The organism is Methylorubrum sp. B1-46, assembly GCF_021117295.1.
GTDB lineage: Bacteria > Pseudomonadota > Alphaproteobacteria > Rhizobiales > Beijerinckiaceae > Methylobacterium.
Map to the genome: position 1 here is coordinate 2,238,615 of NZ_CP088247.1, position 15,647 is coordinate 2,254,261.

At 68.1% G+C, this 15,647-nt stretch carries 17 protein-coding genes; 14 read left to right on the top strand and 3 right to left on the bottom strand.

Annotation, left to right across the window (positions count from 1 at the left end; genetic code table 11):
- The first annotated feature begins 22 nt into the window (after nucleotides 1-22).
- The 11 genes from LPC10_RS10435 (at nucleotide 23) to LPC10_RS10485 (ending at nucleotide 10,837) form a co-directional block, all read left to right on the top strand.
- On the top strand, nucleotides 23-583 hold the full coding sequence (locus LPC10_RS10435; RefSeq protein WP_231346613.1) for a ubiquinol-cytochrome C chaperone family protein: 561 nt from the start codon (nucleotides 23-25) through the stop codon (nucleotides 581-583).
- Entirely contained in the window at nucleotides 580-1,098 is a 519-nt protein-coding gene (locus LPC10_RS10440; RefSeq protein ID WP_231346614.1) for a DUF177 domain-containing protein, read from the top strand. The genes LPC10_RS10435 and LPC10_RS10440 overlap by 4 nt, the downstream gene beginning before the upstream one ends.
- Nucleotides 1,099-1,259: 161 nt before the next feature.
- A complete protein-coding gene (gene plsX / locus LPC10_RS10445) occupies nucleotides 1,260-2,330 on the top strand; it encodes a phosphate acyltransferase PlsX (protein WP_231346615.1) in 1,071 nt (356 codons plus the stop codon).
- 57 nt (nucleotides 2,331-2,387) lie between these two features.
- Nucleotides 2,388-3,368, top strand: a complete 981-nt coding sequence (locus LPC10_RS10450; RefSeq protein ID WP_231346616.1) for a beta-ketoacyl-ACP synthase III — start codon at nucleotides 2,388-2,390, stop codon at nucleotides 3,366-3,368.
- A gap of 208 nt (nucleotides 3,369-3,576) precedes the next feature.
- Nucleotides 3,577-3,903, top strand: a complete 327-nt coding sequence (locus LPC10_RS10455) for an integration host factor subunit alpha (RefSeq protein WP_231346617.1) — start codon at nucleotides 3,577-3,579, stop codon at nucleotides 3,901-3,903.
- A 48-nt stretch (nucleotides 3,904-3,951) separates the two neighbouring features.
- Nucleotides 3,952-4,446: a MerR family transcriptional regulator gene (locus LPC10_RS10460; protein WP_231346618.1), complete on the top strand. Its 495-nt coding sequence runs from the start codon at nucleotides 3,952-3,954 to the stop codon at nucleotides 4,444-4,446.
- A 119-nt stretch (nucleotides 4,447-4,565) separates the two neighbouring features.
- A complete protein-coding gene (locus tag LPC10_RS10465; RefSeq protein ID WP_231346619.1) occupies nucleotides 4,566-4,985 on the top strand; it encodes a hypothetical protein in 420 nt (139 codons plus the stop codon).
- 150 nt (nucleotides 4,986-5,135) lie between these two features.
- Complete coding sequence (locus LPC10_RS10470) at nucleotides 5,136-5,609, top strand: 4-aminobutyrate aminotransferase (protein ID WP_133089448.1); 474 nt, start codon at nucleotides 5,136-5,138, stop codon at nucleotides 5,607-5,609.
- Between the two features lie 261 nt (nucleotides 5,610-5,870).
- Nucleotides 5,871-7,823 (top strand): PrkA family serine protein kinase, encoded by a 1,953-nt coding sequence (locus LPC10_RS10475; RefSeq protein WP_231346620.1) that lies wholly within the window; start codon nucleotides 5,871-5,873, stop codon nucleotides 7,821-7,823.
- Between the two features lie 90 nt (nucleotides 7,824-7,913).
- On the top strand, nucleotides 7,914-9,212 hold the full coding sequence (locus tag LPC10_RS10480; protein WP_231346621.1) for a YeaH/YhbH family protein: 1,299 nt from the start codon (nucleotides 7,914-7,916) through the stop codon (nucleotides 9,210-9,212).
- Nucleotides 9,213-9,265: 53 nt separating this feature from the next.
- Nucleotides 9,266-10,837: a SpoVR family protein gene (locus tag LPC10_RS10485; RefSeq protein ID WP_231346622.1), complete on the top strand. Its 1,572-nt coding sequence runs from the start codon at nucleotides 9,266-9,268 to the stop codon at nucleotides 10,835-10,837.
- A gap of 140 nt (nucleotides 10,838-10,977) precedes the next feature.
- On the opposite strand, the gene purN is transcribed toward LPC10_RS10485, so the two are convergent.
- The 3 genes from purN to LPC10_RS10500 form a co-directional block, all read right to left on the bottom strand.
- Nucleotides 10,978-11,637, bottom strand: a complete 660-nt coding sequence (purN, locus tag LPC10_RS10490) for a phosphoribosylglycinamide formyltransferase (RefSeq protein ID WP_231346623.1) — start codon at nucleotides 11,635-11,637, stop codon at nucleotides 10,978-10,980.
- A complete protein-coding gene (gene purM / locus LPC10_RS10495) occupies nucleotides 11,634-12,701 on the bottom strand; it encodes a phosphoribosylformylglycinamidine cyclo-ligase (protein ID WP_231346624.1) in 1,068 nt (355 codons plus the stop codon). Before purM ends, purN begins: the two co-directional genes overlap by 4 nt.
- Before the next feature lie 106 nt (nucleotides 12,702-12,807).
- Nucleotides 12,808-13,044 carry a DUF6429 family protein gene (locus LPC10_RS10500; RefSeq protein ID WP_231346625.1) on the bottom strand — a complete coding sequence of 79 codons (237 nt, stop codon included), beginning with the start codon at nucleotides 13,042-13,044 and terminating at the stop codon, nucleotides 12,808-12,810.
- Between the two features lie 132 nt (nucleotides 13,045-13,176).
- Between LPC10_RS10500 and LPC10_RS10505 the strand changes: the two genes are divergently transcribed.
- From LPC10_RS10505 to LPC10_RS10515, 3 genes are all read left to right on the top strand, one after another.
- The gene (locus tag LPC10_RS10505) at nucleotides 13,177-14,268 is read left to right on the top strand and encodes an AI-2E family transporter (protein WP_231346626.1); all 1,092 of its coding nucleotides are present in this window, start codon (nucleotides 13,177-13,179) and stop codon (nucleotides 14,266-14,268) included.
- Between the two features lie 47 nt (nucleotides 14,269-14,315).
- On the top strand, nucleotides 14,316-14,789 hold the full coding sequence (locus LPC10_RS10510) for a hypothetical protein (RefSeq protein ID WP_231346627.1): 474 nt from the start codon (nucleotides 14,316-14,318) through the stop codon (nucleotides 14,787-14,789).
- Nucleotides 14,790-14,850: 61 nt separating this feature from the next.
- A complete protein-coding gene (locus tag LPC10_RS10515) occupies nucleotides 14,851-15,621 on the top strand; it encodes a hypothetical protein (RefSeq protein ID WP_231346628.1) in 771 nt (256 codons plus the stop codon).
- The last annotated feature ends 26 nt before the right edge of the window (nucleotides 15,622-15,647 follow it).

Sequence of the window (15,647 nt, forward strand, 5' to 3'; positions counted from 1 at the left end):
GCCGGCCCATCCGGTGGATCGCATGTTGACCGGTCTGTTTCGCCGCGCCGACCGGCGCCGCCGCACCGTCCGGACGCTGCATCAGAGGATCGGCGAGGCCGGGCGTCGACCCGGCCTCTACACCGCGCTCGGCGTGCCCGACACCGTGGAGGGCCGGTTCGAGGCCTTGAGCCTGCACGTCATCCTCGTGCTGCGCCGCCTCGGCCAGTTGCCCCCGCCCGCCGCGGACGTGGCCCAGGATCTGGTCGATTCCGTCTTCATGCAGCTCGACGCCTCTCTGCGCGAACTCGGCATCGGCGACATGGGCGTGCCCAAGCGCATCAAGAAGCTCGGCGCCTCGTTCTATGCCCGCGCCGGGGCCTACGGCGCGGCGCTCGATGCCGGCGACCGCGCCGGGCTCGCAGCAGTGCTCGCCCGCAATGTGCTCGATGGCACGGATGCTGGGGCAGCGGACCCGCTCGCCGCCTATGTCGAGACCGCGGCTGCGGCTCTGACGACGCAGGATCTCGACGGCCTGCTGGAGGAGGGACCGCGCTTCCCCGAACCCGCCGTCGCGCGAGAGGATTCAGGAGACCATCGATGACGCCGAAGCCCGAGGGGCCGCTCTCCCGCTCCGTCAATGTTGAGCGCCTGCCCAAGGACCGCGCCGAGATCGTCGTCGAGGCCACGCCCGCCGAATGCGAGGCTTTGGCCCGCGACTTCAAGATCCCGGCGATCCGCAACCTCGTCGGCCGCTTCGCCCTGAGCGGCTCGCTCACCCGGCTGCGTGCCGTGGGCCAGGTCGAGGCGGTCGTGACACAGGTCTGCACCGTGACGCTGGAGCCGTTCGAGGCGAAGATCTCCGAGCCGATCGAGGTGGAGTTCACCAACGCCGACATCCTAGAGGGCACCGAGGCCGAGGATGTCGATCTGCCCGATCCGATCGTGAACGGGCGCGTCGATTTCGGCGTGCTGACCGCAGAATTCCTCGCGCTCGGTCTTGATCCCTATCCGCGCAAGCCCGGCGTCGCTTTCGAGCCGGTCACCGTCGGCGAGGAGCCGCTGCCGTTTTCCGATCTGGCCGCGTTGCGGGCCAAGCTCGGCCAAGGCAGCGAGTGAGCGGCCGGCCGGTCTCTCGGTAGAGGCCAGTACGACGAGTTTCGAGATTTTGTTTGCCCGGCGGGGCGCTGCCGCTATTTTGCGCCGCCGATTCCGGGGCCCCTGACGCCCCTTCACGCTCGCTGCCCGCCGGCTCCTCCCCGCGGCGCCCCGAAGGAACCATGTCGAACCGCGTTTGCATCTCGCTCGACGCCATGGGCGGCGACCATGGCCCTACGACCGTCGTGCCCGGTGCGGCGATCGCCCGCGAGCGGCATCCCGAGCTCCACTTCATCATGTTCGGCGATGAGGCGGTGGTGCGTCCCCTGGTCGAGGCCGAGCCGCGCTTGAAGGGCGCCGTCGAGATCCGCCACACCACCGTTTCGGTCGCCATGGACGACAAGCCGAGCCAGGCGGTGCGCCAGGGCCGGGGCAAGTCCTCGATGTGGCGGGCGATCCAGGCCGTGCGCGATGGCGAGGCCCAGGCCGCGGTCTCGGCCGGTAACACCGGCGCGCTGATGGCGATGTCGAAGATCTGCCTCAAGACCATGGCCGGCATCGAGCGCCCGGCCATCGCCTGCCTGTGGCCGACGGTGCGTGGCGAGAGCGTGGTGCTCGATGTCGGTGCCACCATCGGCACGGATGCCGAGCATCTGGTCGAGATGGCAGTGATGGGTTCGGCCATGGCCCGCATCGTTCTCGACGTCGAGCGGCCGACCGTGGGGCTCCTCAATGTCGGCACCGAGGAGATGAAGGGCAACGAGGCCGTCAAGGAGGCCGCCCGGCTCCTGCGCGAATCGGAGCCGGCGAACTTCACCTATCACGGCTTCGTCGAGGGCACGGATCTCGGCCGCGGCACCACTGACGTGGTGGTGACGGAGGGGTTCACCGGCAACATCGCCCTGAAGACGGCCGAAGGCACCGCCAAGCAGATCGCCTCCTACCTCAAGGCGGCGATGGGGCGGACGCTGTCGGCCAAGATCGGCTATCTCTTCGCCCGGCAAGCCTTCGCAGCGCTTCGCGAGAAAATGAATCCGAGCCGGGCCAATGGCGGCGTCTTCCTCGGGCTGGAGGGCATCGTCATCAAGAGCCACGGTTCGGAGAACGCGCAAGGCTTCGCGGCAGCGGTCGACCTTGCCCACGACATGGCGCGCTACGACCTGATGCGGACGATTCGCGACATGCTGGAACAGACGCCGTCGGTCGCCGCCGGGGTGAGCGCCGGGCTCGATGCCGGGTTGGTCGACAAGTGAGCTTGCAAGGGAGCTTGCAAGTGAGCTTGGCAGAGAAGTGAGAAAGGGACGGATCTGATGGCGCATCGGCGCTCCGTCGTGGTCGGCTGCGGGGCGTATCTGCCCGAAACCGTCGTCACGAACACAGACCTCGCCGAGCGCGGGATCGAGACCTCCGACGAGTGGATCATCCAGCGCACCGGTATCCGCCAGCGCCACATCGCGCGGCCCGATGAGACGACCTCGGTGCTCGGCACCCGCGCGGCGCGCGCGGCGCTCGACGAGGCCGGGCTCTCGCCCGCCGACATCGACCTCGTGATCTGCGCGACCTCGACGCCCGACCACACCTTCCCCTCGACCGCCACGCAGATCCAGGCGGCCCTCGGAATCGAGGGCGGTTTCGCCTTCGACCTCCAGGCCGTCTGCGCCGGCTTCGTCTACGCGGTGGCCACCGCCGACCGGTACCTGGCGACGGGCGGGGCCAAGCGCGCCCTGGTGGTCGGCGCCGAGACCTTCTCGCGACTGCTCGACTGGGAGGACCGCACCACCTGTGTCCTGTTCGGCGACGGCGCGGGCGCCATCGTGCTGGAAGCCCGCGATGGGGAGGGCACCAACGCCGACCGCGGTGTGCTCTCGAGCTGCCTGCGCTCGGACGGGCGCCACCGGGCCAAGCTCTACGTCGATGGCGGCCCCGGCTCGACCGGTACCACCGGCAAGCTGCGCATGGAGGGCCGCGAGGTGTTCCGCTTCGCCGTCGGCTCCGTCACGGATGTGATCGAGGAGGCCTTCCGCACCTCCGGCACCACGGCGGAGGAGCTGTCGTGGTTCGTGCCGCATCAGGCCAACCGGCGGATCATCGAGGCGTCGGCGGACAAGCTCGGCATCGCCCGCGAGAAGGTGGTGCTCACCGTCGATCGCCACGGCAACACCTCGGCCGCCTCGATCCCCCTGGCGCTGGACGCCGCCCGCCGCGACGGGCGCATCCGCGAGGGCGACCTCGTGATGATCGAGGCGATCGGCGGCGGCTTCACCTGGGGCGCCGCGCTCATCCGCTGGTAGGCGAAGCGTCCCGGATCGGGCCTTGGGCTTTTGTGTCAACCGCAAGGTTCTGTTGACCGTCGTCCCTCTGCCGATTAGCGTGTCCGATCATAGAGATACATGGCGAGATCCCGTTTCGGGGGCTCGCCCGGCAGGTGAGCGGAGAAAGCCTCCGCACGTCCCGAAACGGACGGTGCGGCGGCAAAAAACTCGGCCGGAGGGGGAGCGCATGGCAGGCAAGACGGTCACACGCGCGGATTTGAGCGAGGCCGTTTACCAGCAGGTCGGCCTGTCGCGGGCCGAATCGGCTGCCCTGGTCGAAACGGTCCTCGGCGAGATCTGCAACTGCCTGTCCCAGGGCGAGACGGTGAAGCTGTCCTCGTTCGGCTCCTTCGTCGTGCGCTCCAAGGGCAAGCGCATCGGCCGTAATCCGAAAACCGGCGTCGAGGTCGAGATCGAGCCGCGGCAGGTGATGGTGTTCAAGCCGTCGAACGTGCTCAAGGCGCGCATCAACGGCGGCCACGTCAACGGGCTCGACGCGGACGAGGACGATTGATCCGGCCGGGCCGGCCCGCTCCTGCACAGATCGGTTTGAGGCGCTGCCATGGGACTGCCGATGGAACTGTCGCTGGAATCGCCGTCGCTCGAATCGTCCGCCGACGAGGAGCGCGGCGAGAAGAGCCCCGGCGCCTTCCGCACCATCACCGAGGTATCCGAGGAACTCGGCGTCCCCCAGCACGTCCTGCGCTTCTGGGAGAGCCGGTTCAACCAGATCAAGCCGATGAAGCGGGCCGGCGGGCGGCGCTATTACCGGCCCGATGACGTCGATCTTCTCAAGGGCGTGCGCCGGCTGCTGCATGGGCAGGGCTACACCATCCGCGGGGCGCAGCGCGTCCTCAAGGAGAACGGCGTGCGCTTCGTCCAGGCGCTCGGCCGCGGCGAGGTCGAGGTCGGCGCGCCGACCGGTCCCGACCGGGACGAGGACAGCGTCGAGGCTGCCGCCGCGGATCGCCGCGCCCTGGAAGGAGCGCTCGCCGAACTGCGGGCCTGCCGGGCCCTGCTCGCGGGCCTCGACGAGGCGGATCACGAGGCCGCCTGAGCCTGTTGCAACTTGCTTGTGCGCAAGGCATTGGCCCGCCTCACGGATTTCCGTCCGCTCCCGCTCCGTCGCGCGCAGATATGAGCTGAACTTTACCGGCGGATCGGCGTTGAGGCGCCATGGCTCCCCCTCGCTCCCGGATGTCGCCGACCCAGGAACTCATCGCCCGCGTGATGCGGATCGTGCGCGCTTGCCCGGAAGCCGCCAACGAGGTTCTGGAGTTGATGTTCCTCGTCAGCCAGATCGAAGCCTCGACCACGGTGGACCGCGAGTACCGCGACGCGCGGCGGGTCATCAGCCGGCTGCGGGCGCCGCTCTGGGACATGGGTCCGACGGATCGGGAAACTCTGCTGAAAGCCGCCGACACCATCCGCCGGGCCTGCGACCTTGCCGACGGGGACATCCCGTCGGTGCCCTTCGCCGATCTCGGCGAGCGCGAGCGCGTCGAGAAGGCACTGACCGAGGCGCTGGCGGGCCAGCTCGACGAGGCTCAAATCGCCCGCGTGGCCGGCACGGTCGCCGCTGCGTTGCAGCACTGATCCGCACATCGTGTCCGACAAGATTCGGGCGGACAAGCCTCGACGCGGACCGCCGACCTCCCCACATCCTCGGTTGCGCCCTGCGGCGTCGAGGCCGGATCGTCCGGCTGCTCTCCGGCGGGGTGTGAGACGACGCTCAAGGAACCGACGATGGATCTGCCGACCTCTGCCGCGAAGCCGTTTGCGGCCCTGCCCGCTGCCCTCGCCACCGCCCTTGCAGCCTCCTGGCTCGGTCTTGCCGGGCCGGCTCTCGCGCAGACCACCGTGACCAAGAGCGAGACCGTGCCCGCTGGCAAGCAGGCCCGCCTCGTCATCGTGCCGAACCTGAAGAAGGATTGCTCCCTCGGTCCGATGCCCGAGATCAAGGTGGTGACGCCGCCGACCTCCGGCTCGCTCATCACCAAGGCCGGCAAGCTCAAGACCCCGGCCAAGTACCGCTGCCCGAACAAGGATGCCGAGGTTCAGGCGATCTTCTACCAGTCCAACAGCGGCTACACCGGCTCCGACGGCGTCGTGGTCGAGATCAAGAATTCAGACGGCGAGATCGAGAAGCGCGACATCCGCATCACCGTCGACAAGGCCGACAAGCCCAAGGACGACAAGAAGAGCGGCACTGATCTCTGATCCGGAAGGGCGGCTCCGCGCGCCACTACGCTGCACCGCAGCAATTTCGACCGGTTTCGAGAGCCTCCGGCCGCTGGCCGGGGGCGGACGCTTCTTATCGGAAGCCGGTTAAGCTTGCGCTAAATCCCGGCCAACTTTGAGTGTGTCCCGTTTCCCACGCAAACCGGCCCTCCTGTGGGCGGTGCGACAAAACCCGCAATGTCGGTTGCGTTCGACCCGAGACAGGATGAAGCTGTCATCAGCCTGATAGGGGGTGTTCGAATGCCGCTGCACTCGACGAACGACCTGTTCCAGAGCTTCGCTCGCGGCTATGAAGCGCGCCGCGACACGGAGATGACGCTCTCCGAATATCTCGAGGCCTGCCGCGACAATCCGCTGATGTACGCCTCCGCCGCCGAGCGCATCCTCAATGCCATCGGCCAGCCGGAGATGGTCGATACGGCACGCGATTCCCGCCTCGGCCGCGTGTTCATGAACCGCACGATCCGGGTCTACCCGGCGTTCGCTGAGTTCTACGGCATGGAGGAGACGATCGAGCGGATCGTCTCGTTCTTCCGCCACGCCGCGCAGGGGTTGGAGGAGCGCAAGCAGATCCTCTACCTGCTCGGCCCCGTCGGCGGCGGCAAGTCGTCGCTCGCCGAGCGCCTGAAGGCGCTGATGGAGGTCCATCCGATCTACGTGCTCAAGGCCGGCGACGAGGTGTCCCCGGTCTTCGAGAGCCCGCTCGGCCTGTTCGACCCCGAAGCCATGGGCCGGGAGATCGAGGAGCGCTTCGGCATCCCGCGCCGACGGCTGACCGGCCTGATGAGCCCCTGGGCCCTGAAGCGCCTCGACGAGTTCGACGGCGATATCTCCCGCTTCAAGGTGATCAAGGTGCGGCCCTCGCGCCTGCGCCAGATCGCCATCGCCAAGACCGAGCCGGGCGACGAGAACAACCAGGACATCTCCTCGCTCGTCGGCAAGGTCGATATCCGCCGCCTCGAGACGCTGTCCCAGGCCGATCCCGACGCCTACTCCTACTCGGGCGGTCTCAACCGGGCGAACCAGGGCGTTCTCGAATTCGTCGAGATGTTCAAGGCGCCGATCAAGATGCTGCATCCCCTGCTCACCGCGACGCAGGAGGGCAATTACGTCGGCACCGAGAATATCGGCGCGATCCCGTTTACCGGCGTGATCCTGGCGCACTCGAACGAGGCCGAGTGGCAGTCGTTCAAGACCAACAAGAACAACGAAGCCTTCATCGACCGCATCTACGTCATCAAGGTGCCCTACTGCCTCCGGGTCACGGAGGAGCAGCGGATCTACGACAAGCTGATCTCGGGCTCCGAACTGTCGCAAGCCGCCTGCGCGCCGGGCACGCTGGAGATGCTGGCTCGGTTCTCGGTGCTCTCGCGGCTTCGCGAGCACGCCAACTCGAACCTGTTCTCGAAGATGCGGGTCTACGACGGCGAGTCGCTGCGCGAAGTCGATCCCCGCGCCCGCTCGATGCAGGAATACAAGGACACCGCCGGCGTCGACGAGGGCATGGACGGGATCTCGACCCGCTTCGCCTTCAAGGTGCTGGCCGCGACCTTCAACCACGACACGACGGAGGTCTCGGCCGATCCCGTTCACCTGATGTACGTGCTGGAACAGGCGATCCGGCGCGAGCAGCTGCCGCCGGAGACCGAGAAGCGCTACATCGAGTTCATCAAGACCGAACTCGCGCCGCGCTACGCCGAGTTCATCGGCCACGAGATCCAGAAGGCCTATCTCGAATCCTACCACGATTACGGGCAGAACCTGTTCGATCGCTACATCGATTACGCCGATGCCTGGATCGAGGATCAGGACTTCAAGGATGCCGAGACCGGCCAGCTCCTCAACCGCGAACTCCTGAACCAGGAGCTGACCAAGATCGAGAAGCCGGCGGGCATCGCCAACCCGAAGGATTTCCGCAACGAGGTGGTAAAGTTTGCGCTCCGTTCGCGGGCGCAGCACGGCGGGCGCAACCCGTCCTGGACCTCCTACGAGAAGCTGCGCGAGGTGATCGAGCGGCGCATGTTCTCCCAGGTCGAGGAACTGCTTCCCGTCATCTCCTTTGGTTCCAAGAAGGACAGCGAGACCGAGAAGAAGCACGGCGAGTTCGTCGACCGGATGACCGACCGGGGCTACACCGAGCGGCAGGTTCGGCGGCTCGTGGAATGGTACATGCGTGTGAAGCAGGCGGGCTGAGGCGGGCTTTCGGCCCGCCGGCATCCGCCGCAACTCCCGCACCTTTGTCCCTCGACCAGGGACGTGAGACTAGGCGCTGAGCGACCCCGGATGCACATCGTCGATCGACGGCTCAATCCAGGCGGAAAGAGCCTCCCGAACCGCCAGCGCTTCCTGCGCCGGGTCAAGGACGTCGCCCAGCGGGCGGTGCGCGAATCCGCCCGCGAGAAGGACATCAAGAACCTTGGCAAGGACGGGCGCATCTCCGTACCGGGCGACGGGGTGCGCGAGCCGCGCTTCTCCCGCCAGCCGGGCACGGGGCACCAGGACTACATCCTGCCCGGCAACAAGACCTACGTGGAGGGCGACCGCATCGAGCGCCCGCCGGGCGGTGGGGGCGGAGGCGGCTCCGGGGAAGGCGGCGAGGGCGGCGAGAACAGCGAGGACGCCTTCCACTTCGTCCTGACGCGGGAGGAATTCCTCGACCTCTTCCTCGAAGACCTCGAACTGCCCGACCTCGCCAAACGCCGTCTTGCCATCGTCGAGACGGAAGGGCTGCGCCGGGCCGGCTACACCGTGTCGGGCTCGCCGGCCAACCTCGCCTTGTCGCGCACGCTGCGCAACTCGATGTCCCGGCGTATCGCCCTCAAGCGGCCGAAGCTCGAGGAGGTGGCCGCACTCGAAGCCGAGATCGCCGCGGCCGAGGCCGCGAACGATCCGCGCCTGCCCGACCTGCAGCTCAAGCTGCTCGGCTTGCGCGAGCGCGCCAAGCGCATTCCCTACGTCGATCCGATCGACCTGCGCTTCCGCCGCTTCGAGCCCTATCCGAAGCCGATTGCCCAGGCCGTGATGTTCTGCCTGATGGACGTCTCGGGCTCGATGACCGAGCACATGAAGGATCTGGCCAAGCGCTTCTACATCCTGCTGCACATCTTCCTGACGCGCCGCTACAAGCACGTCGAGATCGTCTTCATCCGCCACACCGACAAGGCGACGGAGGTGGACGAGGAGACCTTCTTCGGCTCCCGCGAGACCGGCGGCACGCTGGTGTCCTCGGCGCTGATCGAGATGAAGCGCATCGTCACCGAACGCTACTCGCCGGACGACTGGAACATCTACGCGGCGCAGGCCTCGGACGGTGACAACGTCTCCTCCGACGGGCCGACGTCGACCGAGTTGCTGCGCGCGCACATCCTGCCGGCCTGCCAGCACTTCGCCTATCTCGAAGTCGGCGACGAGAACGGCCCGCGCGCCGGTTTCGTCGAGCACCGCACCACCCTGTGGCGGACCTACGAGGCGCTGGCCAAGGCCGGCGAACCGCTGGCCATGCGCAAGGTGAACCACCGCCGCGACATCTACCCCGTGTTCCGCGAGCTGTTCGGCCGCAAGGACGCGCGGGCGGAGGCGTAGCGAATGGCCTCCCCGGGATGGGAGGAGAGATAGCGTCGAAGAGAAGGGCCGACATGGTCGCGAGCCTGAGCCGCACGAAGTCCACCGCCCCGAAGCCCGGCGAGTTGCTGTTCTCCGGCAATGATTGGGACTTCGAGACGATCCGGCGCATCCACGACGCCTGCGAAGCCGTGGCCGGGCCGGAACTCGGCCTGTCCTGGTACCCGAACCAGATCGAGATCATCACCGCCGAGCAGATGCTCGACGCCTATGCCTCGATCGGCATGCCGCTGTTCTACAAGCACTGGTCCTTCGGCAAGCACTTCGCGCAGCAGGAGGCGAGCTACCGCCGCGGCCTGATGGGACTGGCCTACGAGATCGTCATCAACTCCGATCCGTGCATCTCCTACGTCATGGAGGAGAACACGGCGACGATGCAGACGCTGGTGATCGCTCACGCCGCCTTTGGGCATAACCACTTCTTCAAGAACAACTATTTGTTCCGGCAGTGGACGGACGCGGAGGGCATCCTCGACTATCTCGACTTCGCCAAGAGCTACATCGCCCGCTGCGAGGAGCGCTACGGGCATCAGGCGGTCGAGCACGTCCTCGACGCCGCCCACGCCCTGATGAGCCAGGGTGTCCACCGCTACCCGCGCAAGAAGCGGCCGGATCTGGCGAGCGAGCAGCGGCGCGAGCGTGAGCGCGAGGAGCACGGCGAGCAGATCTACAACGACCTCTGGCGGACGCTTCCGACCAAGGCCGGCGGTCAGAAGGGCGATCCGGCGCTGGAGCGGCGCCGGGCGCTGCTCGAACTGCCGCAGGAGAACATCCTCTACTTCCTGGAGAAGGTGGCCCCGCGCCTGCGGCCCTGGCAGCGCGAGATCCTGCGGATCGTCCGGCTCGTGGCGCAGTACTTCTACCCGCAGCGCCAGACCAAGGTGATGAACGAGGGCTGCGCCACCTATTGCCACTACCGGATCATGAACGCGCTCTCGCAGAAGGGGCAGCTCAGCGAGGCGGCCTATCTCGAGTTCCTGACCTCGCACACCAATGTCATCCGCCAGCCGAATTTCGACGACCGCTCGTTTGGCGGCCACAACCCCTACGCGCTCGGCTTTGCCATGATGCAGGACATCGCCCGCATCGTGGAGCAGCCGAGCCAAGAGGATCGCGAGTGGTTCCCCGACATCGCCGGCCGCGGTGACGCCATGGGCGTGCTGCGCGATTGCTGGGAAAATTACCGCGATGAGAGCTTCATCGCCCAGTTCCTCTCGCCCAAGCTGATGCGCGACATGCGCCTGTTCCACGTGGTGGACGATCCCGACGAGCCGGAGATGCGGGTCGAAGCGATCCACGACGAGCGCGGCTACCGCAAGATGCGCCGCTCCTTCGCCCGGCAATACGACGTGGCGTGGCTCGATCCCGATATCGAGGTAGTGGACGTCGACCTTGAAGGCGACCGCCGTCTCATCCTCCACCACAAGGCGCTCAACCGCATCACCCTGCAGCGGGAGGACGCCCGGCGGGTGCTCCAGCACCTCGCCGACCTGTGGGGCTACGATGCGGTGCTCAAGGAGGTCGATCCGGCCACAGGCGCGGTGCTGGTCGAGCACTCCGCGAGCGCCCGGCCGATCTTTTTCTGACTTTTTCGCGGGTTCCGCCGTCCTTGCGAGGCGAAGCCGTGGCAATCCAGGGCGCGACAGTTCCGGAGATGTCGGCGCCCTGAATCGCTTCGCTTGCGCTCGCGATGACGGAGGAAAAGAACCGAAGCGACCGGAAGCCGTCAGAGCGACAGGATCGCGGCCCCCGCGTCGCGCTCTCGTTCGATGAAGCGCACGCGGCCCCCCTCCAGCACGGCGCCGCCGCCCGCGATCAGGGCGAGGGCGGCCGGGTAGAGCCGGTGCTCCTGCACGATCACCCGGGCAGCCAGGGTGTCAGCGTCATCGTCCGGCAGCACCGGCACGGCGGCCTGCGCCACGATCGGCCCGGCATCGAGTTCCGGCACGACGTAGTGCACGGTGCAACCGTGCAGGCGGACCCCCGCTTCCAGGGCGCGTTCGTGGGTGTGGGTACCCTTGAACAGCGGCAGCAGCGAGGGGTGGATGTTGATCATCCGGCCCGCCCAGGCCTCGACGAAAGCGTCGGTGAGGATGCGCATGAAGCCGGCGAGCACGATCAGCTCGATGCCCGCTCCCTCCAGCTCCGCCTGAAGCGCGGCGTCGAAGCCGGCGCGATCGGAAAATGCCTTGTGGTCGATGGCGCGGGCTGGGATGCCCGCCGCCCGCGCGCGGTTGAGGCCGGCGGCGTCGGGACGGTTCGAGAGCACGAGCACGATTTCGGCCGGATAGTCCGGCGCGCGCGCTGCCTCGATCAGCGAAACCATGTTCGAGCCGCGGCCCGAGATCAGGATCGCGACGCGCTTTTTTCGGGTCGAAGCGCTCACAGGGCCAACTGCCCCGTGAACGTCACCGGCTCCGCTCCCCGCTCGGTGATGTGACCGAGCCGCACCGGCGCCTCGCCGGCTTCGGTCAGCGCGTCGGCCACGGCGTCGGCCGCGTCGGCGGCGGCGACCACCACCATGCCGATGCCGCAGTTGAAGGTGCGCAGCATCTCCGCTTCCGCGACGCCGCCCTCGCGCGCCAGCCAGCCGAAGACCGGCGGCACGGGAACCGCCGATAGGTCGATGTCGATGCCGACGCCGTCGGGCAGGACGCGGGGCAGGTTATCGGGGAAGCCGCCGCCGGTGATGTGGGCGAGCGCCTTGATGCCGCCGGCCCGCTTCAGGGCGGCGAGCAGCGGCTTCACGTAGATCCGGGTCGGCTCCAGCAGCGCCTCGCCCAAGGTCCGGCCCGGCGCGAACGGCGCGTCGGCGTCGTAGCCGAGCCCGGTCTTGGCCACGATCCGCCGCACCAGCGAGAAGCCGTTCGAGTGGACGCCCGAGGAGGGCAGGCCGAGCACGACGTCGCCGGGTAGGATGCCGGGGCGCGGCAGCAGTGTGCCGCGCTCGGCCGCGCCCACCGAGAAGCCGGCGAGATCGTAGTCGGACCCGTCGTAGAGGCCCGGCATCTCGGCGGTCTCGCCGCCGATCAGGGCGCAGCCCGCCTGCCGGCAGCCCTCGGCGATGCCGCGCACGATGTCGGCGCCGACCCCCGGCACGAGCTTGCCGGTGGCGTAGTAGTCGAGGAAGAACAGCGGCTCGGCGCCCTGGACGATGATGTCGTTGACGCACATCGCCACGAGGTCGATGCCGATCGTGTGGTGGCGGCCTGTCTCGATGGCGATCTTCACCTTGGTGCCGACGCCATCGTTGGCGGCGACCAGGATCGCGTCCTTGAAGCCCGCCGCCTTGAGGTCGAACAGCCCGCCGAATCCGCCGATCTCGGCATCCGCGCCCGGCCGGCGCGTGGCGCGCACCAGCGGCTTGATCGTCTCGACGAGCGCGTTGCCCGCGTCAATGTCGACGCCGGCCTGCGCGTAGGTGAGCCCGTTTCCGTTCTGCGCCGTCATCGCCGCCCCGTCGTCCGGTAATCGCTGGTCATGCCAAAACCCGCTGCCACATCGCGGCGCGATTGGCCACCGTCACCGGCGCGGAGTGGCATGTTCGGGCACAGCATCATTCTCCACCGCGGGCGAAAAGCGCCTCGAACAGGCTTGCAGAACGGTCCAGCCCCTCCGACGTGAGCTGGACCGACCGCGCCGTGTTGACGGGATCGAAGATCAGGCCCTTGGCGTGGAGGCGGCCGAGCGCGTCCCAGGAATGCTCCTTCCAGGCCCGGCCGCCGTCATGCAGCGTGAGCCGAAGCAGGGCCAGAACCGCGGCGTCGATCCGGTCGGTATCCTCGGTGTCCATGGCATCAAGTCTCCATCGAGGTCGGTCGGCTATCGAACGCCCGCGCGCCGCGCGCGGCAAGGCCCGCCTTGACCGGACGTGCCCCGCTTCCCACTGTCCGCGCCGAACGAAGTCACAGGGGACGACATCTCGATGCGTGGGCGGGCAATCATCGGGCTGTCGATCTTCGCGGTTCTCATCTTCCTGCTCTACGAGCTACGCGAGGTGATGCTGCCCTTCGTGGCGGGGCTGGCGCTCGCCTACCTGCTCGATCCGCTCGCCGACCGGCTGGAGCGGCTCGGCCTCGGTCGGCTCGCCGCGACGCTGCTGATCCTGTCGGGCTTCGTGGTCGGGTTCGTGGTGCTGCTCATCATCGTGGTGCCGCTGGCCGCCGGGCAGATCGCTTCGCTCGTCAATTCTCTGCCGAACATGGTCGGGCGCCTGCAGAGCATCCTCGTGGAGCGGGCAGGGCCGCTGCTCCAGCGCGTCGGCGGCACGGAGGTCGTCAACGAGCTGCAATCCTCCGTCGGGACGCTGGTGGGGCAGGGCGGGGCGTGGTTCCTGGCCTTCCTCAAGTCGCTCTGGACCGGCAGTCAGGCGCTCGTCTCCATCGCCTCGCTGCTCGTCGTCACGCCGGTCGTCGCCTTCTACGTGCTGCACGACTGGGACCGGATGATCGCCACCCTCGACGGCTGGGTGCCCCCGCGCCACCGCCCGACGGCGCGCCGGCTCGCAGGCGAGATCGACGGGGCGGTGACCGGCTTCGTGCGCGGGCAGAGCCTCGTCTGCCTGATCCTCGGCTCGTTCTACGCGGTCGGCCTGTTCTTCGTCGGGCTGAACTTCGGCGTGCTGATCGGGATGATCTCAGGGTTTCTCACCTTCATCCCCTATGTCGGCACGCTCACCGGCTTCATGCTCTCCGTCGGCGTCGCCCTGGTGCAGTGGTGGCCCTCGGGCGACTGGCTGCATATCGGCCTCACCGTCGGCGTGTTCCTCGTCGGGCAATTCCTCGAAGGCAACGTGATCTCGCCCAAGCTCGTGGGCGATTCGGTCGGCCTCCACCCGGTCTGGCTGATGTTCGCGCTGCTGGCCTTCGGCTCGCTGTTCGGCTTCCTCGGGCTGCTGCTCGCCGTTCCGGTCGCCGCCTCCATCGGCGTCGTCGTGCGCTTCGGCATCGAGCGGTATCTCGAGAGCCGGCTCTATCGCGGCGAGGAGCCTGTGCTGATCATGGACCGGGACAAGTAAGCCCTGTCCCGCTCCGACCCGAACCGTTTTCAAGGCGGGAGCCAACCATGCGCCCTGAATTGGCAGATCCGTTTCCCGACGCGCTGCGCCTGAGGCGCGCGATCCGTGCCGCAGGCGATCTCTACGCCCGGCACGAGGCGGGGCAGCCGACTCGCGAGGCGTTGGAGGCCTTCTCCCGGATCGTGGGCGTGACAGTCGACGCCGCCGATCTCGACGGGGCCTTCGGATCGGTCGATCCGGACACCTTCGCCAAGCGGCCCATGCTTTCGCCCGACCGCGTTTGCGGCGACCTCGACCGGGACGAAATGGTGGAACTCGTCGAGCGGATCATGACGGCGGAGGGTGGGGAGTTCGAGCTGGAATACTGGATCGCCTGCGTCGCCCGCAGCAGCGGCAATCCCGACATCGCCGCGCTCATCTTCTCTCGGGCAGGCGAATCGGCCGGCGCGGCCGTGATCGTCACCCAGGCGATCCGAGAGGCGGGAGCAGCCGTCATCGCGCTCCCGCCCCCGCGCGGCTGAGGCGCGGTTCCCCATCGATCCGCAAGGACGCGGCCGTGCCTCCCCGTGTATGCTGGCCCCCATGCGCGACAACGCCCCCCCGAAGCAGCTCGCCTTCGACCTACCGCTCGACCCGCGCTACGGCGCCGAGGATTTTCTGGTCAGCCCCTCGAATGAGGAGGCCTATGGCCTGATCGAGGCATGGCCGGACTGGCCGGACACCGTGTTCCTGCTGCGCGGCCCGCCCGGCAGCGGCAAGAGCCATCTCGCCTCGATCTGGGCGACGCGGGCACAGGCCTGGACCGTCACCGCTGCGGATGTCTCGATGGAGCGAGTCTCTCATCTCATCTCCAACGGCGCCCTCGTGATCGAGGATGTAGACCGTGAGACCGGCCGCGACGAGGCGGCCCTGTTCCACCTGCTCAACCTCGCGCGCGAACGGCGCTTTCCGGTGCTGCTCACGGCCTGCGGCTCGGTGGACGGCTTCGGCCTGCGGGTTGCCGACCTGCGCTCGCGGCTGCGGCTCGCGCCCGGCGCCGAGATCGGCCCGCCCGACGACGCGCTGCTGAAGGCGGTGATCGTCAAGCTGTTCGCCGACCGGCAACTCGGGATCGACACCTCCGTGGTCGATGCCCTGGCCCTGCGCATCGACCGCTCGCTGGCCCGCGTCCGCGAAGTCGTGGCCGAGCTCGACCGCGATGCGCTCGGCCGCCGCCGCCGCATCACCCGTCCGTTGGCGCTCGCCGTCCTCGACCGGATGGAGGCCGCCGGGGGCGGTGGGGCGTCCGACGAGGAGGCGGAGGAGGACAGAGACGAGGCGGGCGAGGCCGGCACCGATACGGGAGCGTCGTGAACCGCCGGCCGTTGTCATGAAACCGT

Bases quoted from the DNA above. Each gene is read 5' to 3' on its own strand.
- LPC10_RS10435 (WP_231346613.1), top strand. From the start codon at position 23: ATGTTGACCGGTCTGTTTCGCCGCGCCGACCGGCGCCGCCGCACCGTC.
- LPC10_RS10440 (WP_231346614.1), top strand. From the start codon at position 580: ATGACGCCGAAGCCCGAGGGGCCGCTCTCCCGCTCCGTCAATGTTGAG.
- plsX (WP_231346615.1), top strand. From the start codon at position 1,260: ATGTCGAACCGCGTTTGCATCTCGCTCGACGCCATGGGCGGCGACCAT.
- LPC10_RS10450 (WP_231346616.1), top strand. From the start codon at position 2,388: ATGGCGCATCGGCGCTCCGTCGTGGTCGGCTGCGGGGCGTATCTGCCC.
- LPC10_RS10455 (WP_231346617.1), top strand. From the start codon at position 3,577: ATGGCAGGCAAGACGGTCACACGCGCGGATTTGAGCGAGGCCGTTTAC.
- LPC10_RS10460 (WP_231346618.1), top strand. From the start codon at position 3,952: ATGGGACTGCCGATGGAACTGTCGCTGGAATCGCCGTCGCTCGAATCG.
- LPC10_RS10465 (WP_231346619.1), top strand. From the start codon at position 4,566: ATGGCTCCCCCTCGCTCCCGGATGTCGCCGACCCAGGAACTCATCGCC.
- LPC10_RS10470 (WP_133089448.1), top strand. From the start codon at position 5,136: ATGGATCTGCCGACCTCTGCCGCGAAGCCGTTTGCGGCCCTGCCCGCT.
- LPC10_RS10475 (WP_231346620.1), top strand. From the start codon at position 5,871: ATGCCGCTGCACTCGACGAACGACCTGTTCCAGAGCTTCGCTCGCGGC.
- LPC10_RS10480 (WP_231346621.1), top strand. From the start codon at position 7,914: ATGCACATCGTCGATCGACGGCTCAATCCAGGCGGAAAGAGCCTCCCG.
- LPC10_RS10485 (WP_231346622.1), top strand. From the start codon at position 9,266: ATGGTCGCGAGCCTGAGCCGCACGAAGTCCACCGCCCCGAAGCCCGGC.
- purM (WP_231346624.1), bottom strand. From the start codon at position 12,701: ATGACGGCGCAGAACGGAAACGGGCTCACCTACGCGCAGGCCGGCGTC.
- LPC10_RS10500 (WP_231346625.1), bottom strand. From the start codon at position 13,044: ATGGACACCGAGGATACCGACCGGATCGACGCCGCGGTTCTGGCCCTG.
- LPC10_RS10505 (WP_231346626.1), top strand. From the start codon at position 13,177: ATGCGTGGGCGGGCAATCATCGGGCTGTCGATCTTCGCGGTTCTCATC.
- LPC10_RS10510 (WP_231346627.1), top strand. From the start codon at position 14,316: ATGCGCCCTGAATTGGCAGATCCGTTTCCCGACGCGCTGCGCCTGAGG.
- LPC10_RS10515 (WP_231346628.1), top strand. From the start codon at position 14,851: ATGCGCGACAACGCCCCCCCGAAGCAGCTCGCCTTCGACCTACCGCTC.